This window comes from Mycobacteriales bacterium (assembly GCA_035995165.1).
Lineage (GTDB): Bacteria > Actinomycetota > Actinomycetes > Mycobacteriales > CADCTP01 > CADCTP01.
The window spans coordinates 1-19,468 of sequence record DASYKU010000073.1 but is presented as its reverse complement, the minus strand read 5'-3'; the positions used below and the strand labels follow the sequence as shown (position 1 = coordinate 19,468).

At 73.2% G+C, this 19,468-nt stretch carries 26 protein-coding genes; 21 read left to right on the top strand and 5 right to left on the bottom strand.

Going from position 1 to position 19,468, the window contains the following annotated elements:
* The 3 genes from VGP36_12090 to VGP36_12080 all read left to right on the top strand — a co-directional run.
* A partial coding sequence (locus tag VGP36_12090; protein ID HEV7655456.1) for a PDZ domain-containing protein occupies positions 1-429 on the top strand: 429 nt, incomplete at its 5' end.
* A 56-nt stretch (positions 430-485) separates the two neighbouring features.
* Positions 486-818, top strand: a complete 333-nt coding sequence (locus VGP36_12085; protein ID HEV7655455.1) for a sec-independent translocase — start codon at positions 486-488, stop codon at positions 816-818.
* A 113-nt stretch (positions 819-931) separates the two neighbouring features.
* Entirely contained in the window at positions 932-3,250 is a 2,319-nt protein-coding gene (locus VGP36_12080) for a transglycosylase domain-containing protein (protein HEV7655454.1), read from the top strand.
* A gap of 14 nt (positions 3,251-3,264) precedes the next feature.
* Here VGP36_12080 and VGP36_12075 read toward each other — a convergent pair whose 3' ends face one another.
* Complete coding sequence (locus VGP36_12075; GenBank protein HEV7655453.1) at positions 3,265-4,404, bottom strand: Mrp/NBP35 family ATP-binding protein; 1,140 nt, start codon at positions 4,402-4,404, stop codon at positions 3,265-3,267.
* A gap of 43 nt (positions 4,405-4,447) precedes the next feature.
* Here VGP36_12075 and VGP36_12070 point away from each other — a divergent pair, with 43 nt between their 5' ends.
* The gene (locus VGP36_12070) at positions 4,448-4,951 is read left to right on the top strand and encodes a MarR family winged helix-turn-helix transcriptional regulator (protein HEV7655452.1); all 504 of its coding nucleotides are present in this window, start codon (positions 4,448-4,450) and stop codon (positions 4,949-4,951) included.
* Here the strand turns inward: VGP36_12070 and VGP36_12065 are convergent.
* Together VGP36_12065 and VGP36_12060 are read right to left on the bottom strand one after the other, a co-directional pair.
* The gene (locus VGP36_12065) at positions 4,948-5,418 is read right to left on the bottom strand and encodes a DUF1003 domain-containing protein (protein ID HEV7655451.1); all 471 of its coding nucleotides are present in this window, start codon (positions 5,416-5,418) and stop codon (positions 4,948-4,950) included. The genes VGP36_12070 and VGP36_12065 overlap by 4 nt on opposite strands.
* Complete coding sequence (locus VGP36_12060; protein HEV7655450.1) at positions 5,411-6,661, bottom strand: CBS domain-containing protein; 1,251 nt, start codon at positions 6,659-6,661, stop codon at positions 5,411-5,413. The genes VGP36_12065 and VGP36_12060 overlap by 8 nt, the downstream gene beginning before the upstream one ends.
* Positions 6,662-6,779: 118 nt before the next feature.
* Here VGP36_12060 and VGP36_12055 point away from each other — a divergent pair, with 118 nt between their 5' ends.
* Together VGP36_12055 and VGP36_12050 are read left to right on the top strand one after the other, a co-directional pair.
* A complete protein-coding gene (locus tag VGP36_12055) occupies positions 6,780-7,547 on the top strand; it encodes a hypothetical protein (protein HEV7655449.1) in 768 nt (255 codons plus the stop codon).
* 19 nt (positions 7,548-7,566) lie between these two features.
* Entirely contained in the window at positions 7,567-8,418 is an 852-nt protein-coding gene (locus tag VGP36_12050) for a PhzF family phenazine biosynthesis protein (protein ID HEV7655448.1), read from the top strand.
* Here the strand turns inward: VGP36_12050 and VGP36_12045 are convergent.
* The gene (locus VGP36_12045) at positions 8,396-8,752 is read right to left on the bottom strand and encodes a hypothetical protein (protein HEV7655447.1); all 357 of its coding nucleotides are present in this window, start codon (positions 8,750-8,752) and stop codon (positions 8,396-8,398) included. The two genes, VGP36_12050 and VGP36_12045, sit on opposite strands and share 23 nt — an antisense overlap.
* A gap of 45 nt (positions 8,753-8,797) precedes the next feature.
* On the opposite strand from VGP36_12045, the gene VGP36_12040 reads away from it, so the two are divergent.
* A complete protein-coding gene (locus VGP36_12040) occupies positions 8,798-9,697 on the top strand; it encodes a DMT family transporter (protein ID HEV7655446.1) in 900 nt (299 codons plus the stop codon).
* Positions 9,698-9,701: 4 nt separating this feature from the next.
* The gene (locus VGP36_12035; GenBank protein HEV7655445.1) at positions 9,702-10,634 is read left to right on the top strand and encodes a CoA ester lyase; all 933 of its coding nucleotides are present in this window, start codon (positions 9,702-9,704) and stop codon (positions 10,632-10,634) included.
* A 115-nt stretch (positions 10,635-10,749) separates the two neighbouring features.
* On the opposite strand, the gene VGP36_12030 is transcribed toward VGP36_12035, so the two are convergent.
* Positions 10,750-10,995: a DUF4190 domain-containing protein gene (locus tag VGP36_12030; GenBank protein HEV7655444.1), complete on the bottom strand. Its 246-nt coding sequence runs from the start codon at positions 10,993-10,995 to the stop codon at positions 10,750-10,752.
* Positions 10,996-11,194: 199 nt separating this feature from the next.
* Between VGP36_12030 and VGP36_12025 the strand changes: the two genes are divergently transcribed.
* The 13 genes from VGP36_12025 to smpB form a co-directional block, all read left to right on the top strand.
* Positions 11,195-12,421 (top strand): ATPase, T2SS/T4P/T4SS family, encoded by a 1,227-nt coding sequence (locus VGP36_12025; GenBank protein ID HEV7655443.1) that lies wholly within the window; start codon positions 11,195-11,197, stop codon positions 12,419-12,421.
* Between the two features lies 1 nt (position 12,422).
* A complete protein-coding gene (locus tag VGP36_12020; GenBank protein ID HEV7655442.1) occupies positions 12,423-13,271 on the top strand; it encodes a type II secretion system F family protein in 849 nt (282 codons plus the stop codon).
* Complete coding sequence (locus tag VGP36_12015; GenBank protein ID HEV7655441.1) at positions 13,268-13,396, top strand: hypothetical protein; 129 nt, start codon at positions 13,268-13,270, stop codon at positions 13,394-13,396. The genes VGP36_12020 and VGP36_12015 overlap by 4 nt, the downstream gene beginning before the upstream one ends.
* Entirely contained in the window at positions 13,393-14,253 is an 861-nt protein-coding gene (locus VGP36_12010; GenBank protein ID HEV7655440.1) for a type II secretion system F family protein, read from the top strand. Before VGP36_12015 ends, VGP36_12010 begins: the two co-directional genes overlap by 4 nt.
* Position 14,254: 1 nt before the next feature.
* The gene (locus VGP36_12005; GenBank protein ID HEV7655439.1) at positions 14,255-14,431 is read left to right on the top strand and encodes a hypothetical protein; all 177 of its coding nucleotides are present in this window, start codon (positions 14,255-14,257) and stop codon (positions 14,429-14,431) included.
* Positions 14,428-14,790 carry a hypothetical protein gene (locus tag VGP36_12000; GenBank protein ID HEV7655438.1) on the top strand — a complete coding sequence of 121 codons (363 nt, stop codon included), beginning with the start codon at positions 14,428-14,430 and terminating at the stop codon, positions 14,788-14,790. Before VGP36_12005 ends, VGP36_12000 begins: the two co-directional genes overlap by 4 nt.
* A 131-nt stretch (positions 14,791-14,921) precedes the next feature.
* A complete protein-coding gene (locus tag VGP36_11995; GenBank protein HEV7655437.1) occupies positions 14,922-15,317 on the top strand; it encodes a hypothetical protein in 396 nt (131 codons plus the stop codon).
* Positions 15,314-15,733 carry a hypothetical protein gene (locus VGP36_11990; GenBank protein HEV7655436.1) on the top strand — a complete coding sequence of 140 codons (420 nt, stop codon included), beginning with the start codon at positions 15,314-15,316 and terminating at the stop codon, positions 15,731-15,733. The genes VGP36_11995 and VGP36_11990 overlap by 4 nt, the downstream gene beginning before the upstream one ends.
* Positions 15,734-15,772: 39 nt before the next feature.
* The gene (locus VGP36_11985) at positions 15,773-16,330 is read left to right on the top strand and encodes a PadR family transcriptional regulator (protein ID HEV7655435.1); all 558 of its coding nucleotides are present in this window, start codon (positions 15,773-15,775) and stop codon (positions 16,328-16,330) included.
* A gap of 61 nt (positions 16,331-16,391) precedes the next feature.
* Positions 16,392-17,498 carry a peptide chain release factor 2 gene (gene prfB / locus VGP36_11980; GenBank protein HEV7655434.1) on the top strand — a complete coding sequence of 369 codons (1,107 nt, stop codon included), beginning with the start codon at positions 16,392-16,394 and terminating at the stop codon, positions 17,496-17,498.
* 60 nt (positions 17,499-17,558) lie between these two features.
* Positions 17,559-18,248 (top strand): cell division ATP-binding protein FtsE, encoded by a 690-nt coding sequence (gene ftsE / locus VGP36_11975; protein HEV7655433.1) that lies wholly within the window; start codon positions 17,559-17,561, stop codon positions 18,246-18,248.
* A gap of 1 nt (position 18,249) precedes the next feature.
* Positions 18,250-19,134, top strand: coding sequence for a permease-like cell division protein FtsX (gene ftsX, locus VGP36_11970; protein HEV7655432.1), 885 nt, complete (start codon positions 18,250-18,252; stop codon positions 19,132-19,134).
* 2 nt (positions 19,135-19,136) lie between these two features.
* On the top strand, positions 19,137-19,468 hold a 332-nt coding region (smpB, locus tag VGP36_11965; protein HEV7655431.1), incomplete at its 3' end, for an SsrA-binding protein SmpB.

The following is a 19,468-nucleotide window of genomic DNA, read 5'->3' as shown; positions in this document are numbered from 1 at the left end:
GCGCTGGTCGACAGCTCCGGCGCGGTCGTCGGCATCAACTCCGCGATCGCCACGCTGAGTTCGGGCGCCGGCCAGTCCGGCAGCATCGGGCTCGGCTTCGCGATCCCGATCAACGAGGCCCGGGCGATCGCCCAGCAGCTGATCCGGACCGGCAAGGTCCAGCACGCCACGCTCGGCGTCACCGCCCGGTCGGTCACCGACGGGGCCCGCGACGGCGCGCTGGTGGAGTCGGTCGCGGCCGGCAGCGCGGCCGCGAACGCCGGGATCAAGGCCGGCGACGTCATCACCCGCGTCGCCGACCGGCTGGTCGGCAGCTCCGACGACCTCACCGTCCAGGTCCGCGGTCACAAGGTCGGCGAGAAGGTCCAGCTGACCTACGTCCGGGGCGGCCGTACGGCCAAGGCCACCGCAACACTGCAGGGAGACTGACCCCTAAAGGTGGGGGAGACGGCGGCGGGGACGGATTTCCGGGTTAGGCTGGATCCGTGTTCGGCAGCCTGGGGTGGCCCGAGATGCTCACCCTCCTCGTGGTGGCGTTGTTGATCTTCGGCCCCGACAAGCTCCCGTCGGTGGCCAAGGACGCCGCGCAGATGCTGCGTACGGTCCGGAACCTGGCGAAGGACGCGCGCAGCCAGCTGAAGACGGAGCTGGGCCCGGAGTTCACCGACTTCGACCTCGACTCGCTCAACCCGCGCAGCTTCGTGCGGAAGAACCTCTTCGACGATGACGACGAGCAGCCGTCGAACGGCCAGCGCCCGCAGCGGCCGGCCTCCCGGGTGAACGGCGAACAGGCGCCGTACGACCCGGACACCATCTAGCGCACCCCTCCTGAGCTGGGCTCTTAACGTCCGTACAGGTCGTTGAGGCATCCTGGGACGTCGTCCGCGCGGCTTCCGCCGGGGTAGGTGACGACGATGAGGGGGACGAGCGGATGGTTCGGCGCCGAGTCCGCGGCGTGGTGGGTCTGATCGTGCTGACGCTGGCAGCGGCGCTGGTGGTGGCGGGAATCGCGCTGCCCGGCGTACTGCTGGTGGGATCGGCCACGACGACGGTGGCCCAGTCGGTCCGATCGCTGCCCGACGGCATCGATCCGGGCAACCCGGCCCAGCCGTCGAAGATCTACGCGGCCGACGGCACGACGCAGATCGCGACGTTCTACAGCGAGTACCGCAAGTCGGTGCGGCTGGACCAGATCTCGCCGGTCATGCAGCAGGCGATCGTCGCGGCCGAGGACCGCCGGTTCTTCGAGCACGGCGCGATCGACACCAAGGGCGTCCTGCGGGCCGCGGCCGCGAACCTGCGCGACGGCGGCGTGGACCAGGGCGCGTCGACGCTGACCATGCAGTACGTCCGCAACGTGCTCAAGAGCGACCAGAGCGTCAGCGCGGCCGAGCGCAAGGCCGCGACCTCCGACACGCTGTCCCGCAAGCTGCAGGAGGTGCGGTACGCGGCCCAACTCGAGCACACCCAGACCAAGCAGCAGATCCTCACCGCGTACCTGAACATCGCCTACTTCGGCGCCGGTGCGTACGGGATCGACGCGGCCGCGCAGCGCTACTTCTCCACCACCGCCGCGAAGCTCACGCTGTCGCAGGCGGCGCTGCTGGCCGGGCTGGTGCAGTCGCCGGACGCGTACAACCCGATCGCGCACAACACCAGGTCCGCGCTGAGCCGGCGCGCGTACGTGCTGGACTCGATGAAGACGATGGGCGCGATCACCGCCGCCCAGGCCAAGGCCGCGACCGCCGCGAAGATCGGGCTGATCCCGAAGGAGTTCCCGACCTCGGGCTGCACCGGCGTCCCGAGCGGGCACGACGACTGGGGCTTCTTCTGCGACTACTTCCTGCGCTGGTGGGATCAGCAGGCCGCGTTCGGCAAGTCCAGCGCGCAGCGTGAGGCCAAGCTCAAGACCGGCGGCTACAAGATCGTCACCTCGATGAACACGGCCGCGCAGGCGACCGCGGTGCAGCAGTCCCTGGCCGTGTACGGCTACGACAACCCCAAGGCGCTGCCGATCGCGGTGGTCCAGCCCGGCACCGGACGGGTGCTGGCGATGGCGGTGAACCGGCACTTCGGGATCCCGACCAAGAGCAACCCGGACCCGTCGATCACGGTCGCGCCGCTGATCTCCGGCGGCGGCGGGCTCAGCGGCTACCAGGCCGGCTCGACGTTCAAGATGTTCACGCTGCTGGCCGCGGTCGAGAGCGGGCTGCCGCTGAACACGGTGTTCGACGCGCCGTCGCAGCTGACGACCCACTGGCCGACGTACGACGGCACCGGCTGCAACGGGTTCTACTGCCCGAGCAACGAGAGCCCGTCCTTCATGGACGGCCCGCGCTCGATGTGGGACGGCTTCGGCCGTTCGGTGAACACCTACTTCGTGCACCTCGAGGAGCAGATCGGGGCGGACAAGGCCGTCGCGATGGCGCAGCGGCTCGGGATCACGTTCACCGCCCCGAGCGACCAGCGGCAGGTCAAGGACGCGGTCGACTGGGGTTCGTTCACCCTCGGGGTGGCCGACACGACCCCGCTGGAGCTGGCCGAGGCGTACGCGACGCTCGGCGCGAACGGCGTGCACTGCTCGGCCCTGCCGGTGGTCTCGGTGACCGGCCTGAACGGCAAGAAGGTCGCCGGCGTGGCCGACCCGCAGTGCAAGGCGGTGATCTCCCCGGAGGTCGCCCGGGCCGGTGTCGACGCGGCCCGCTGCCCGGTCGGCCAGCAGTCGGTCTACGGCCGCTGCAACGGCGGCACCGCGACCGCGGTGAGCGGGATCGTCGGCCGGCCGGTCGCCGGCAAGACCGGGTCCTCGCAGGGCAACGTCACCGAGACCTTCGTCGGCATCACCCCGCAGGTCGCGGCGGCCGGGATCGCGGCCAACCCGGCCGACCCGACCGACGCGGTCGGCTCCGGGGTGTCCTCCTCGGTCGACTCGGCGGTGGCGAACACGATCGCGGTCGCGCTGCAGGGGCTGCCGGTGCAGGAGTTCACCCCGCCGTCGGTGCAGACCGCGTTCGGGTCGGGCGGGATCACCGCGCCGCCGACGAACACCAACCCGACCCCGGGCACCGGCAACGGGGGCCAGGGCGGTCAGGGCAACGGCGGTCAGGGCAACGGCGGCGGCAACAACGGCGGGAACAACGGCGGCGGGAACGGCGGCCAGGGCGGTGGCACCAACGGGGGCGGTCAGCAGACCGGCGCCCCGGCCACCGGCGCCCCCGCCACCGGAGGCACGACCGGCGGAACCGGCTAGGTCCCGCCCCGGGACTAGCGGCCGGCGGGGCTGAGGCCGAGCTGGAGACCGGCGAGCCCGCGCTGCCGGGCCGCGAGCTTGTCGGCGAGCTTCCCGAGCTCCACCGCCGCCGGCGAGTCCGGTGCCGACGACACGATCGGCACGCCGGCGTCCCCGCCCTCGCGCAACCGCTGGTCGATCGGCACCTGTCCGAGCAGCGGCACGGTCGTGCCGGTCAGCGTGGACAGCGACGCGGCCACGGCCGCCCCGCCCCCGGAGCCGAACAGCTCGACCCGGGACCCGTCCGGCTGCTCCCACCAGGACATGTTCTCGACCACGCCGACGATCTGCTGGTGCGTCTGCAGCGCGAGCGACCCGGCCCGCTCGGCCACCTCCTGCGCGGCCAGCTGCGGGGTGGTCACCACCAGCAGCTCCGCCGACGGCACCAGCTGGGCGATGGAGATCGCGATGTCGCCGGTGCCCGGCGGCAGGTCGAGCAGCAGCACGTCCAGGTCGCCCCAGTACACGTCGGCCAGGAACTGCTGCAGCGCGCGGTGCAGCATCGGCCCGCGCCAGACCACCGCGGTGTTGCCCGGGGTGAACATGCCGATCGAGATCACCCGGACGCCCATCGCCGAGGGCGGCAGGATCATCTGGTCCACCTGCGTCGGCCGCCCGGTCACACCGAGCATCCGCGGCACGCTGTGCCCGTAGATGTCGGCGTCCACGACGCCGACCGAGCGTCCCCGGGCGGCCAGCGCGACCGCGAGGTTGACCGTCAGTGAGGACTTGCCGACACCGCCCTTGCCCGAGGCCACCGCGTACACCCGGGTCAGGGAACCGGGCTTGGCGAACGGGATCTCGTTCTCGACCCGGCCGGGGCCCCGCAGCAGCTCCTGCAGCGACTTGCGCTGCTGCTCGCTCATCACGTCCATCTCCACCCGGACGCCGGTCACGCCGTCGAGCGGGGCGACCGCGGCGGTGACGTCGCGGGTGATCGTGTCGCGCAGCGGACAGCCCGAGACCGTGAGGTAGATGCCCACCGTCACCGTGCCGCCTGGATCGATCCGGACGTCCTTGACCATGCCGAGCTCGGTGACGGGACGGCGGATCTCGGGGTCGTTGACCGCGGCGAGCGCGGCGGTGACCTGTTCCTTCGTGACCACGAGTACCAGCGTACGCAGCGCCGAAGTTTGCCTATGGACCTACCATGAACGGGTGCGCCCCGCTCTCTCTGCTCGCGAGCTGTCCGTCTGGCGGACATTCCTGCGCGCGCACGCGAGCATCACCCGTCAGATGGAGCACGATCTCGCCGAGCAGCACATGCTGCCGCTCCCCTCGTACGACGTGTTGCTGCAGCTCGCGGAGAGCCCGCAGCGCCGGCTGCGGATGACCGACCTGGCCGACCGGGTGCTGCTGTCCCGGTCCGGGCTGACCCGGCTGGTCGACCGGCTGTCCAAGGAGGGCCTGGTCGCCCGGGAGTCCTGCCCGTCCGACGCGCGCGGCACGTTCACCGTGATCACGGACAAGGGCCTGGCCCGGTTGCGGGAGGCCGCGCCGACCCACCTGGCCGGCATCCAGGAGCATGTGACCAGCCGGCTGAGCCCGGCCGAGCTGGACCAGTTCGGCCGGCTGCTGCGCAAGCTGCTGCCGGAGGCCGACGCGGTCCCGCTCGGCGGCTGCGCCCCGTCCGAGGACGCCGACCAGGCCGCGGCCGGCTAGCGCTCGACCTCTTTCCGCAGCAGCTCCAGGTGGTGGGACAGCTCCGAGCGCATGAAGTCGCGGGTGGCGACCTCGCCGAGCGCGATCCGGACCGCGGCCAGTTCCCGGGCCAGGTACTCGATGTCCTCCCGGGTCCGCTCGGTCCGGTTGCGGTCGTCGTCGAGGTTGACCCGGTCCCGGTCGGTCTGGCGGTTCTGCGCGAGCAGGATCAGCGGCGCCGCGTAGGCGGCCTGCAGCGACAGCGCCAGCGTCAGGAAGATGAACGGGAACTCGTCGAAGCGCAGCGAGGGTGGCAGCACCGCGTTCCAGGCGATCCAGCCGATCACCACGATCGTCTGCAGCACCAGGAAGCGAGCGGTGCCGATGAACCGGGCGATCGTCTCGGCGAACCGGCCGAACGCCTCGGTGTCGTAGCGGGGCCCGGTCCGGCGGGCGCCCTTGGGCTGGTCCAGCCGCGGCTCAGCCATCGACGTCCCGCTCCCGCCAGTCCTCCGGCAGCAGGTGGTCCAGCACGTCGTCCACGGTGACCGCGCCGACGAGCCGGTCGGTCTCGTCCACCACGGCCGCCGCCACCAGGTCGTACGTGGCCAGGTAGCGGGTCACCCGGGCCAGCTCGGTCTCCGGCCGCAGCGGCTCCAGATCGTCGTCGACGACGCCGCTGACCAGCGCGGACGGCGGCTCCCGGAGTAGCCGCTGGACGTGCGCGACGCCGAGGTAGCGGCCGGTCGGGGTCTGCGACGGCGGCCGGCAGACGTACACCTGGGTGGCCAGCGCCGCGCTGACGTCCGGGTTGCGGACCCGGGCCAGCGCCTCGGCGATCGTCGCGTCCGGGGACAGGATGATCGGTTCCGAGGTCATCAGGCCGCCGGCGGTGTCGTCGCTGTAGCGCAGCAGCCGCCGGACCGGCGCGGCCTCGCCCGGCTCCATCAGCTGGATCAGCCGCTCCCGCTCGGCGTCGGGCAGCTCGTTGAGCAGGTCGGCGGCGTCGTCCGGGTCCATCTCCTCCAGCACGTCCGCGGCCCGCTCGTCGGCCAGCGAGGCGAGGATCTTGACCTGCGCGTCCTCAGGCAGCTCGCCGAGCACGTCGGCCAGGCGCCCGTCGTCCAGAGCGGCCGCGATCTCGTGCCGGCGCTTGGGCGAGAGGTCCTGCAGCATGCTGGCCAGGTCCGCGGGCCGGGCCGTGGACAGCACGTCCAGCAGCGCGTCGGCGCCCTGCCCGGCCTCCGGCGCCGGGTCCAGCCCCTCGATGTCGGCCCACTCCAGCTGCCGGACCTGGCCGCGACGGCGGGACAGCCGGGGGCCGGTGTCGCGGACGGCGAGCCGGGTCAGCACCCAGTCCCGGGTCCGGGTCTGCTCCATCGCCGCGTCGACCACGGTGACGCGGGCGCCGTCCTCCCGCACCGTGGCGCTGCGGTCCAGCAGCCCGCCGAGCACGAGCGCCTCGCCCGTCCGCTGCTCGAACCGGCGCAGGTTGACCGACCCGGTGGTGAGCACGACCGCGTCCGGCTCGGCCGAGGTCATCCGCCCGATCGGGACGAAGATGCGGCGGCGGTGCTGGATCTCGACCACCAGCCCCAGGACCCGCGGCGGCAGCGGCGCCGTACGGAAGACCACGACCACGTCGCGAACCCGGCCGACCGGGTCGCCGTTGGGGTCGAACACCGCGACGCCGGCGAGCCGGGCCACGAAGATGCGCGTGCCCGTCGCCACCAGGTGAGGTTACCGGCCGCGGGCCAGGGCAAATGCCCTACGGCGGGCGACCTGCCGGAGCGGGGGTACGTACGTCCTGATTGACTGAGGCCTCCGTCCGACTGAGGGGAACCCTCCCGTGCGCCCGATCCGTGTCCTGCTGGCCGTCTCCGCGGTCGCTCTCGTCGCCGCTGCCTGCGGGGACGACTCCACCCCGGCCGCGTCGGGCGGCAGTTCCGCGCCGGCCGCGTCCGCCTCCGCGTCGGCCGGCTCCTCCTCGGGCGACGTGTCCGCCTTGCCGGCCGCGGAGATCGTCAGCCGGGCCAAGGACGCGTTCAAGAAGGCCACCTCGGTGCACGTCACCGGCGGCGGCACGTCCGGGCAGCAGACCTTCAAGGTCGACATGCGTTACACCGCCGACGGCAAGGCCATCGGCACGGTCGACAACGGCGGCCAGACCGTCGAGATCCGCCGGCTCGGCCAGACCATCTACGTCAAGGCCTCGCCCGCGTTCTGGAGCGCGGCCGGCGGCGCGAAGGCCGGCACGCTGTTCGGCAACAAGTACGTCAAGGCGCCGGTGAACGACCAGCGGGTCGCACCGATCGTGTCGCTGACCGACAAGGGGAGCTTCATCGACTCGGCCCTGGCCACGACCGGCACGGTGACCAAGGGCGCGACGAAGACGATCAACGGCACCCCGGCGGTGGCCCTGACGATCAAGGACTCCTCCGGCGGGAGCACGCTCTACGTCGCCTCCACCGGCGAGCCGCTGCCGGTCGAGGCGCTGCCGGAGGTCGGCGGCACCGACACGGGCAAGATCGACTTCGTCGAGTACGGCGCGACGGTCGACGTGGCGCTGCCGCCCGCGGCCCAGACCGTCGACGTGAGCGCCCTGCCCGCGAACTGAGGGACCTAGGGTCGGGAGCATGCCGACCTTGCCGTACCACGTCGTCGACGTCTTCACCGACCGGCCGTACGCCGGGAACCCGCTCGCGGTCGTCCTCGGCGCCGACGACCTGCCGACCGAGTCGCTGCAGGCGATCGCGCGCGAGTTCAACCTGTCCGAGACGACGTTCCCGATGGAGTCCGACCGCGCCGACTACAAGGTGCGGATCTTCACCGCGGCCAGCGAGCTGCCCTTCGCCGGCCATCCCAGCATCGGTACGGCCTGGCTGCTGGCGAAGCTCGGCCGGATCCCGACCGGCCCGGTCCGGCAGGAGTGCGCGGCCGGCGTGCTGCCGGTCGAGGTCACCGCGGCCGGCGCCACGCTGACCGGCGGGACGGCGACGGTCGGCGAGCCGCTGGACCCCGAGCCGCTGCTGGCCGCGGTCGGGCTGGCGGCCGGGTCGCTGTCCGGGCTGGCCCCGGTCCGGACGGCCGGCACCGGCCTGGAATGGACCTACCTGCCGGTGAGCGACGAGGCCGTCGGCCAGGTCACGCCGGACTGGGTGGCGATCCGGCGCGCGGTCTCCTCGATGGGCATCGCGGTCTTCTCCTGGGCCGACGGGGTCGCGCACCTGCGCGGCATCACCGACGAGGGCTTCGAGGACCCGGCCACCGGCTCGGCCGCACTCGGCTTCGGCGTCTGGCTGGCCACCTCCGGCCTGGTCCCGGACGGCACCACCGAGTACCGGATCCAGCAGGGCGCCGAGATCGGCCGCCCCTCCACCCTCTACGGCTCGGTCACCGCCGCCGGCGGCACCGCGACCACGGTCACCGTCCGCGGCGGCGTCGCCCCCGTCGCCACCGGCGAGATCACCCCGCCCCCGCTGGGGTGAGGCGGAGGACGACCGCGGTGGTCCAGTCGGGGTGACCGTTGAGGCGGGCCGCGGTGAGGGCCGGCACGATCTCGCGCCACTCGTCCGAGTCCGGCTCGACCCGCTCGACGGTCGCGCGCCAGGTTGCGATCCGGCCGCCGGTGTCCGCCGAGCGGGCGACCACCTCGCAGTCGGCCGCATCCGCCAGGCCCGGCAGGTCCTGCTCACCCGGCCCGGTCAGCACGTACGTCCGGCCGTCCCGCCAGACCTGCCAGGCCGGCACCGGCGTACGCCCCGGGGCCGCGATCCAGAGCACGCCCGCCTTCCGCGCCGCCTCGGTGATCAGGTCCGCCACCCACCCATGATGGCCGCCCCGGGCGGCCGGGAGAGGATGGGGCCCGTGGCGAGCGAGGCGGTGACGGTCCCGCCGCCCCGGGACGCGGCGCTGATCGCGATCGCCGTCACCGCGGTCTCGACCTCGGCACCGCTGATCGCCGCCACCGCCGCGCCCGCGCTGGCGATCGCGGCCTGGCGCAACCTGATGGCCGGCGGCGTACTGCTCCCGGTCGCGCTGCTGACCCGCCGACGTGAGATCGCCGGGCTCGGCCGCCGCGGCTGGGGGCTGTCGCTGCTGGCCGGCGTGCTGCTGGCCGGGCACTTCGCGGCCTGGGTGCCGAGCGTGACGCTCACCTCGGTGGCGTCCTCGACCGCGCTGGTCGCGACCCAGCCGGTGTGGGCGGCGCTGCTGGCCCGGGCGGCCGGCCGGCAGGTGGAGCGGCGGGTCTGGGTCGGCATCCTGGTCGCGGTCGCCGGCGCCGCGATGATCACCGGTGCGGACGTGACCCTGTCGGCCCGGGCCGTGGCCGGGGACCTGCTGGCCGTGCTCGGCGGCATCCTCGCCGCCGCGTACGTCACCGCGGGCGCGGCCGTCCGGGTCCGGATCAGCACCACGGCGTACACGACCGTCTGCTACTCGGCCTGCGCGGTGCTGCTGGCGCTGGTCTGCCTGGTGTTCGGGCAGCCGCTGGCCGGCTACAGCGGTGCGACCTGGCTCAAGCTGGCCGCGCTCACCGCCGGGGCCCAGCTGCTCGGGCACTCCTTGATCAACGTGGTGCTGCGCAGCACCAGCCCGACCGTGGTCAGCCTGGCCATCCTGTTCGAGGCGCCGGGGGCGGCGGTCATCGCCGCGATCTGGCTGCACCAGCTGCCGCCGGTCACGGCCGTGCCCGGCATCCTCGTGCTGCTGGCCGGGCTCGCGCTGGTGATCCGCGCGGGCGCCCGGGCCATCCCGGTTGAATAGGGGCATGAGAACGCTGCGCTCCCGCCGGTCCGTGCTCGCGGTGCCCGGCAGCTCACCGAGGATGCTGACCAAGGCGCAGGGACTGCCCGTCGACGAGGCCTTCCTCGACCTCGAGGACGCGGTCGCGCCGGACGCCAAGCAGGGGGCCCGGGCCAACGTCGTGGCCGCCCTCAACGACGGCGACTGGACCGGCACGATCCGCGCGGTCCGGGTGAACGACCTGGAGACCTCCTGGACGTACCGGGACGTTCTCGAGGTGGTCGAGGGAGCCGGGGCCAACCTCGACAGCGTGATCCTGCCCAAGGTGAGCTCGCCCGCGCAGGTGACCTGGCTCGACCTCACGCTGACCCAGATCGAGAAGACGATGGGGTACGAGGTCGGCCGGATCGCCATCGAGCCGCAGCTGGAGAACGCGGCCGGGGTGCTGGCCGCGGCCGCGATCGCGACCGCGAGCCCGCGGGTGGAGGCGCTGGTCTTCGGGCCGGCCGACTTCATGGCCTCGGTGAACATGCGCTCGCTGGTGGTCGGCGAGCAGCCGCCCGGCTACGAGCCCGGGGACGCCTACCACCACGTGCTCATGACGATCCTGCTGGCCGCGCGGGCGGCCGGGGTGCAGGCGATCGACGGGCCGTACCTGCAGATCCGCGACGTGGCCGGGTTCCGGCGGCAGGCCCGGCGGACCGCCGCGCTCGGCTACGACGGCAAGTGGGTGCTGCACCCGGGCCAGGTCGACGCGGCCAACGAGGTCTTCGCGCCGGACCAGGCCGACTACGACCACGCCGAGCAGATCCTGGCCGCGTACGAGCAGGCGACGACCGTCCGGCAGGTGGGCGCGGTCATGCTGGGCGAGGAGATGATCGACGAGGCGTCCCGGAAGATGGCGATCGTGGTCGCGGCCAAGGGGCGGGCGGCGGGGATGACGCGGTCGCAGTCCTAGCCCGGTCTCCCGCGCGTCGCGGGTGTCCTGGTTGGGTCTCCCGCGCGGCGCGGGGTGCCTGGTTGGTCTCCCGCGCGGCGCGGGGTGCCTGGTTGGTCTCCCGCGCGGCGCGGTCCTAGTTGGACAGTCCCGGCGGGAGCGGCGTCTCGGAGTGGCGCAGCAGCACGAACAGGACGACCAGCAGGACCGCGAGCACGATGTAGACGACGGTGACCACCGTGCCGACCGCGATCGCGGCGACCGCGGTGCCGGCGCCGGGCTCGTTCGCGCGCCGGGCCCGGCGCAGCGCGACGATCCCGAGCACCACGCCGACCGGCGCCACCAGCAGCGAGAGGGCCAGCGCGAGCGGTGCGAGGGGCACGCTCCGCTCCGACTCGATTGCGTACAGCGGTGGTTCGGTCACACCCCGATCTTGTCACCGCTGCCCGTGCCGCTCCACTGCTCCGCCCTGTGCGCCTGATTTCGGCCGTTCTGTTGCCTGCTCAGTCATGCGGTACGAGTTCTGCACAATGTCGCAATAATGCTGGATTCGATCCCGACAGATCCCTACTGTTCGGCCCGTGCAGGCAGCAATGGACACCATCGAATCCGAGGTCCGGGAGCAGGTCCGCCGTCGCGGGCTGGACCCGGTCCAGGCGCCGGACGGCGCCCGCGCGCTGGTCGAGGAGGTCGTCGCCGACTACGCGGACCGGGTGCTCACCTCGGCCCTCCCACCCGTCGGCGACCGGGCCCAGGTGACCCGGGCCGTGCTGGACGCGGTCGCCGGGTTCGGCCCGCTCCAGCGCTGGCTGGACGATCCCGAGGTCGAGGAGATCTGGATCAACGAACCCGGGCGGGTCTTCGTGGCCCGCCGCGGCCGCAGCGAGCTGACCACCACGGTGCTCACCGAGACGGCGGTCGCCGAGCTGGTCGAGCGGATGCTGCGGGTCAGCGGACGCCGGCTGGATCTGTCCGAGCCGTTCGTCGACGCGACGTTGCCGGACGGATCCCGATTGCATGTGGTGATCCCGGACGTGACCCGGCGCCATCCGGCCGTCAACGTCCGCAAGTTCGTCGCCCGGGCGTCCGATGTGGACGATCTGGTCGGGCTCGGGATGCTGCCGCCGCCCCCGGGCCGGTTCCTCACCGGCGCCGTCGTCGCCGGCCTCAACGTGCTCGTGAGCGGCGGCACCCAGGCCGGCAAGACCACCGTGCTCGGCGCGTTGCTCGGCGCCGTCCCGGCCCGGGAGCGGCTGGTGACCGTGGAAGAAGTGTTCGAGCTGCGACCCGCGCACGCCGACCGGGTCGGGATGCAGACCCGGCAGCCGTCGCTGGAAGGGACCGGGGCGATCACGCTGCGGCGGCTGGTCGTCGAGGCGCTGCGGATGCGTCCGGACAGGTTGGTCGTCGGCGAGGTCCGGCAGGCGGAGTGCCTCGACCTGCTGCTCGCGATGAGCTCCGGCGTTCCGGCGCTATGCACGGTGCACGCCAACTCGGCTCGGGAGGCGCTGCTGCGGGTGTGCACGTTGCCGTTGCTGGCGGGCGGCAACATCCCGGCCGAGTTCGTGCTGCCGACCGTGGCGTCCTGTGTGAACCTGGTCGTGCACCTCGGCATCGACCCGGGCGGCCGCCGCCGGGTCCGCGAGATCATCGCGGTGCCGGGCCGGGTCGAGGCCGGCGTCATCGAGACCATCGGGCTCTACGGCACGGTCGCCGGGCGGCTCGTCCGGGCCGGCGGGCACCCGCCCTGGTCCGACCGGTTCGCGCGGCACGGTCTCGACCTGCCGGCGCTGCTGGGGGCGAGCTGACGTGGGGGCACTGCTCGGGCTGGCGCTCGGGTCGGGACTGCTGCTGGTCGAGGGCGGCGTGTCCCGGCGGATGCCGCGGGCGCGCCGGCGGTGGCTCGCCCGGCGGGCCGATCTGCTGCGGCAGGCGGGTTTCCCGGCCGCTGCGGGGCGGCTGGTCGCGATCGAGCTGCTGTCCGGGACGGTGCTCGCGTCGCTGGCGGTCGTGCTCACCGGCGTGGCCGGGCTCGCGGTGGTCGGATTCGGGCTGGGCCTGCTGGTGCCGTCGGCGGTGGTCCGGCGGGCGGCGCGGAGCCGGACCGCGGACCGGCGGGCGCTCTGGCCCGAGGTCGCCGACTCGCTCGCCTCCGGGGTCCGGGCCGGGCTGTCGCTGCCGGAGGCGCTGGCGGCGCTGGGGGAGCGCGGCCCGGAGCCGCTGCGGCCGGCGTTCGCGGCGTTCGGTGCCGACCACCGCACGTCCGGCCGGACCGCCGAGGCGCTGGACCGGCTGCGGGACCGGCTGTCCGACCCGGTCGGCGACCGGGTGGTCGAGACCGTCCGGCTGGCCCGCGAGGTCGGCGGCACCGACGTCGGCACCGTGCTGCGGACGCTGGCGGCGTTCCTGCGCGAGGACGCCCGGACCCGGGCCGAGCTCGAGGCCCGGCAGTCCTGGACGGTCAACGCCGCCCGGGTCGCCGTCGCCGCCCCCTGGCTGGTGCTGGTGCTGCTCGGCTCCCAGCCCGAGGCCGCCCGGGCGTACGGGACCGCCACCGGCGCGGTCGTGCTCGGCGCCGGCGGCCTGGCCTGCGTCCTGTCCTACCGGGCCATGGTCCGGATCGGCCGCCTCCCCACCGAACGCCGAGTCCTCCGATGACCGCCGCCGGAGACGGCCCGGCCGTCCTGTCGGGCCCGGCGCTGGTGCCGGCCGGTGCCGCGGTGGCCGGCGCGCTGCCCGGGCCGGCGTTCGTGCAGGCTGGCGTTTCGGGGGTGTCGTCGTGAGCGGCGCGCTGCTCGGGCCGGCGGTGCTGGCCGGGCTGGTGCTCGTGGGGGTCGGGGTGCCGCGGGCACCGCGGTTGGCCGACCGGCTCGGTCCGTACGTGTCGGTCGAACCGCGGCCGCCGACGCGACTCGCCGCGCTGGCCGGCACCGCCGACCGGCTGCTCGGCGGTGGCGAGTCGGTCCGGCGCCGGCTGGCCGTGCTCGGCGACGACCGGCCCGTCCGGGACGTCCGCGTCGAGCAGCTCGGGTACGGCACGGCCGGCCTGGTCGCGGGCGGCGCGGCCGGCGCGGCGCTGACTGTCGCAACCGGACGGTCGCCGGCCGCGGTCCTGCTCGCGGTCGCCGGGGCGGCGGCGGGCGTGCTCGGCCGGGATGTCGCGCTGACCCGCCGGGTCCGGACCCACCGTGCCGCGGTGCTGGCCGAGTTCCCGGTGGTGGCGGAACTGCTGGCGCTGGCGGTGACCGCGGGGGAGGGGCCGGTCGGCGCGCTGGACCGGGTCTGCCGGCTCACCGGCGGCGTGCTGGCCGTCGATCTCGGCGCCACCCTGGCCCGGGTCCGCGCCGGCGCGCCGCTGGCCACCGCGCTGGAGGAGCTGCGGGATCGGGCCGGCGTCCCGGTGCTGGCGCGGTTCGTCGACGGCGTGCTGGTCGCGCTGGAGCGCGGCACCCCGCTGGCCGACGTGCTGCGGGCACAGGCCGCGGACGTCCGGGACGCGGCCCGGCGCGCGTTGCTGGAGAGCGGCGGTCGCCGGGAGATCGGGATGCTCGTGCCGGTGGTCTTCGGCGTCCTGCCGACCACCGTCCTCTTTGCACTGTATCCGGGGCTGGCCGCCGTGTCGGCGCTGGCAGGAGGCTGAGATGTCGAGGTTACGGCGGCTGCTGGCCGAGCCCGAGCGGGGCGACGTGCCGGGCTGGGTGATGCTCGCGGTGATGACCGCGGCCCTGGTGCTGGCGATCCTGGTTCCCTTCCGCGACGCGGTGGTCCCGGCCATGACCGCCACCGTCGAGGACGTCTTCACTCAGGCCAACCCGTGAACACCCCCGGTCGGGAGCGGGGCTCGGCGGTGGTGGGGTTCTCGCTCGTGGTGGTGCCGTTGGCGGTACTGCTGCTGATGACGGTGCAGGCGATCGCCTACCTGCGGACGCGCGATCTGGTCGCCGCCGCGGCCGCCCGGGGAGCGCGGGCCGGTGCGTCCACAGGGGACGGCGGCGCGGTCGCGGACGCGCTGCTCGCCCGGTCGCTCCCCGCCGCCGCCTCGGTCCGCTGCGCCGCGACAGCCGACGGCGACCTGGTCGTGGTCCGCTGCCGCGGCGCGATCCCGGCCGTCATCCCGTTGCCCCGCCCGCTGCTCCCGGTCCGGGTCACCGCCCGAGCAGTCCGGGAGGACAGGTGATCCCGGCGAGCGCGATCTCCCCGACGCCGACCGACCGCCCGGTGCGGCGAGCCGACCGTCCGGCGGGACGAGTCGACCGTCCGGCGGGACGAGCCGAGCGGCTGGTGCAACGGGCCGACCGCGGGTCGGCGGTGGTTGAGCTGGTGCTGCTCGGGGTGCCCCTGCTGGTGCCGCTGGTCTACCTGGCCGTCGCGGTGTCCGCGGCCCAGCAGGCCCGGGCCGCGGTCACCGACGCCGCCCGTCAGGCCGGCCGCGCGTACGTCACCGGGGCCGCCGCGACCGCGCCCGACCGGGCCCGGGCAGTGGCCACCGCCGTCCTGGACCACCGGGCCACCGCCGTGGGAATCCGTTACGCCGCAGCGGGTTCCGACTGCGGGTCGGCCACCGAGACCCCGTGGCCGCTGCACCCCGGTGCGGTCATCGCGGTCTGTGTCACCGCCCGGGTCGAGCTCCCGATGGTCCCCGGCGTCCGCACACTGACCGGCCGGTTCGTGGTGCACGCCGACCGCTACCGGGACTACTCGTGAGGCGGGAGGAAGGGACGGTGATCCCGCTGGTGGTGCTGGGGTTCCTGCTCGCCGGGACGCTGCTGGTGGCCTCGGTGGCCGGCGGGGCGGCGCTGGTCGCGTACCGGCGGCTGGCCGCGGACTGTGACGGCGCCGCCCTCGCCGGAGCCGCCGCGGTGGATCGGGCCGGGCTCGCAAACCCCGGCCGCACAGGCGTTCTGCCGCTGGACCGGGCGGCCGCGGAAGGGGTCGCGAACGACTACCTGAGGAGCACCGCACCGGCCGTCACCGCGACCTCGACCACCACCCCGACGACGGTCACGCTGGTCTGCCGGACGACCGTCCGGGTCCCGTTCGGCGCCGCAATCGCCCGCCCGCACGGGATCTCGGAGTCGGCGACGGCCACCGCCGGCACCGTGATCCGACCGTCCACGTGAGCCGGACACAGTGGCCGGACACTGTGGACAGTTGTCCCGATGTGCTGGCGCGCCAACGAAGATCGTGGGACCGTGGAATGCGTGGCCACCAATCTCAACTCCACCGCTGCCGCACTTCTCGGTCTCCTGCACGAAGGACCGATGACGGGCGGCGAGCTCGTCGCGGCCGCGAAGGAGCGGATGGAGCCGTTCTGGAGCGTGACGCGCAGCCAGGTCTACCGCGAGCTGCCCGGCCTCGCCGACGCCGGCTACGTCCGCCCCGGCAAGCTCGGCCCCCGCGCGGCCCAGCCGTACACGATCACCGCCGCCGGCAAGCGGGCCTTCCGGGCCTGGCTGGCCGAGGGCGCCGGTGCCGACCACTCGCGCAACCCGCTCGTGCTCAAGGTCGCCTTCGGCGGCTACCAGCAGCCGGGTGCGGTCGCCGACCTCGTCGCCGACGCCCGCGGCCGCCACCAGGAGGCGCTGGCCGTCGGCCGGTCCCGGGTGACCAAGCTCAAGAAGGACGGCAGCGACCCGTTCACGCTCGCGACCGCCGAGTTCGGCGTCGCGTACGAGCGGGCCCTGCTGCGCTGGCTCGACACGGTCCCCACGACCTGAGCGGGCCGCCGGAAAGCCCGACGGAAAAGCCGGAGCCGGAAACCAAGTACCCTCGGTCGTTGTGACCGACGATGTGCCAGCCGAGCTCAAGGAGCTGTCCGCGACCCTGACCAGCATCGAGAAGGTGCTGGACCTCGGGGCGTTGCGCACCGAGCTGGCCGGGTTGGAGGAACAGGCCGCCCAGCCCGACCTCTGGTCCGACCAGGAGAAGGCCACCCAGGTCACCAGCCGGCTGTCCCAGGTCCAGGCCGACCTGCGCCGCCTCGATGACCTGCGCCGCCGCCTCGACGACGCCGCCGTGCTGCACGAGCTGGCCGAGGCCGAGGACGACACCGGCACCCACGAGGAGGTCGAGGGCGAGCTGGTCGGCCTGCGCAAGGCCATCGGCGAACTCGAGGTCCGCACCCTGCTCGGCGGGGAGTACGACGAGCGCGACGCGCTGGTCACCGTGCAGGCGGAGGCCGGCGGGGTGGACGCCGCCGACTGGGCCCAGATGCTCATGCGGATGTACCTGCGCTGGGCCGAGCGCCACGGCTATCCCACCGAGGTCTACGACACGTCCTACGCGGAGGAGGCCGGCATCAAGTCGGCCACCTTCGTGGTCAAGACGCAGTACGCGTACGGGACGCTGGCCGGCGAGCACGGCACCCACCGGCTGGTCCGGATCTCGCCGTTCGACAACCAGCACCGGCGCCAGACCAGCTTCGCCGGCGTCGACGTGGTCCCGGTGGTCCAGCCGACCGATCACATCGAGATCGACGACAAGGACCTGCGGATCGACGTCTACCGGTCCTCCGGTCCCGGCGGCCAGGGTGTGAACACCACCGACTCCGCCGTCCGGATCACGCACCTGCCGACCGGCATCGTGGTCTCCTGCCAGAATGAGCGCTCCCAGATCCAGAACAAGGCCAGCGCGATGAACGTCCTGCAGGCCAAGCTGCTGGAGCGCCGCCGGCTGCAGGACCGGGCCGACATGGACGCGCTGCGCGGCGACGGCGGCAGCTCCTGGGGCAACCAGATCCGCAGCTACGTCCTGCATCCGTACCAGATGGTCAAGGATCTGCGCACCGAGGTAGAAACCGGAAATACCAGCGCGGTGCTGGACGGCGACATCGACGAGTTCGTCGAGGCCGAGATCCGCTGGAAGCAGGGCCAGGACGGGTCCTGACGCGCGTAAGGACCATAGGTTTTTCGGCCCGCACCGTACGCGTGGGTAGACTGCCCGACCGTGATCCGCCTGGACCGAGTGACGAAGCTCTACCCGTCGAGCGCCCGCCCTGCCCTCGACGATGTCAGCCTCAACGTCGACAAGGGCGAGTTCGTCTTCCTCATCGGCCCGTCCGGCTCCGGGAAGTCGACCTTCCTGCGGCTGCTGCTGAAGGAGGAGAACCCGACCCGGGGCCGGGTCCAGGTCGCCGGCAAGGACCTCGGCCGCCTGTCGCGGTGGAAGGTGCCGGCGCTGCGCCGCACGATCGGCTGCGTCTTCCAGGACTTCCGGCTGCTGGAGAAGAAATCGGTGGCCGACAACGTGGGCTTCGCGCTGGAGGTCATCGGCAAGCCCGCGCACACCATCCGCAAGGTCGTCCCCGAGGTGCTGGAGCTCGTCGGGCTGGACGGCAAGGCCAACCGGCTGCCGAGCGAGCTGTCCGGTGGTGAGCAGCAGCGGGTGGCGATCGCCCGCGCGTTCGTCAACCGGCCGCTGGTCCTGCTGGCCGACGAACCGACCGGAAACCTCGACCCCGACACCAGCCAGGACATCATGCTGCTGCTCGAACGCATCAACCGGACCGGTACGACGGTCCTGATGGCCACCCACGACAACAACATCGTCGACTCGATGCGCCGCCGGGTGATCGAGTTGGAGCAGGGTCACCTGGTCCGCGACCAGGCCCGGGGTGTCTACGGGGTGGGTCGCTGACATGCGGCTGAACTTCGTCTTCACCGAGGTCGCGGCCGGCCTCCGGCGGAACCTCACGATGACCATCGCGATGATCATGACCACCGCGATCTCGCTCGCCTTCTTCGGTGCCGGCCTGCTGGTCGCGAACCAGATCGGCGACATGAAGGCGCTCTACTTCGACAAGCTCGAGGTCTCGATCTACCTGCAGGACAAGGCGACCGCGCAACAGCGGGAGGCGATCACCGCCCAGCTGAACTCCTCGCCCGAGATCGCCAGCTTCCAGTACCTGGACAAGAAGGCGGCGTACGAGCGGTTCCAGCGGCTGTTCAAGGGCAACCCGCAGCTGATCTCGCAGGCGACGCCGGACGACCTGCCGGCGACGTACCTGGTGCGGATGAAGGACCCGGAGCGCTACACCGTGCTGGCCCAGCAGTTCCCGAACGGGAAGGCCGGGGTCGACCAGGTGCAGGGCCAGTCCGAGGTGCTGGACCGGATCTTCTCGCTGTTCAACGGCGTCCGGAACGCGGCGATCGCGCTGGCGTTGCTGCAGGCGCTGGCCGCGTTGCTGCTGATTTCGAACACGATCCAGGTGGCCGCGTTCAACCGACGGGTGGAGACCGGCATCATGCGGCTGGTCGGCGCCTCCCGGTGGTATACGCAGTTGCCGTTCGTGCTGGAGGCGGCGCTGGCCGGCCTGGCCGGTGCGGTGCTGGCCATGGCCGGCCTGGTCGCGGCGAAGTTCCAGTTCGTCGACAAGACACTTGCCGAACCGATCCGATCCGGGATCGTGCCACCGATCGACATGGGCGCGATCCTCGCGATCAGTCCGTACGTGGCGGGTGTCGGTGTGCTGCTCGCCAGCGTCGCGGCGTACGTCACCCTGCGGCTTTACGTACGGTTGTAGGCATGCCCGCGTCCTCGTCCAACCGAGCCCCCACGGACCGCAAGATCATCGCGTCCAACCGCAAGGCCCGGCACGACTACTCGGTGGTGGACACCTACGAGGCCGGCATCGCGCTGATGGGCACCGAGGTGAAGGCGCTGCGGGAGGGCCGGGCGTCGCTCGTGGACGGGTACGCGACGATCGACGACGGGGAGGTCTGGCTGCAGGGCGTGCACATCGCGGAATACGCGCAGGGCACGTGGACCAACCACGCCCCGCGCCGCAAGCGCAAGGTGCTGATGCACCGCGCGGAGATCGACAAGCTGATCGGCAAGATCAAGGAGGGCGGGCTCAC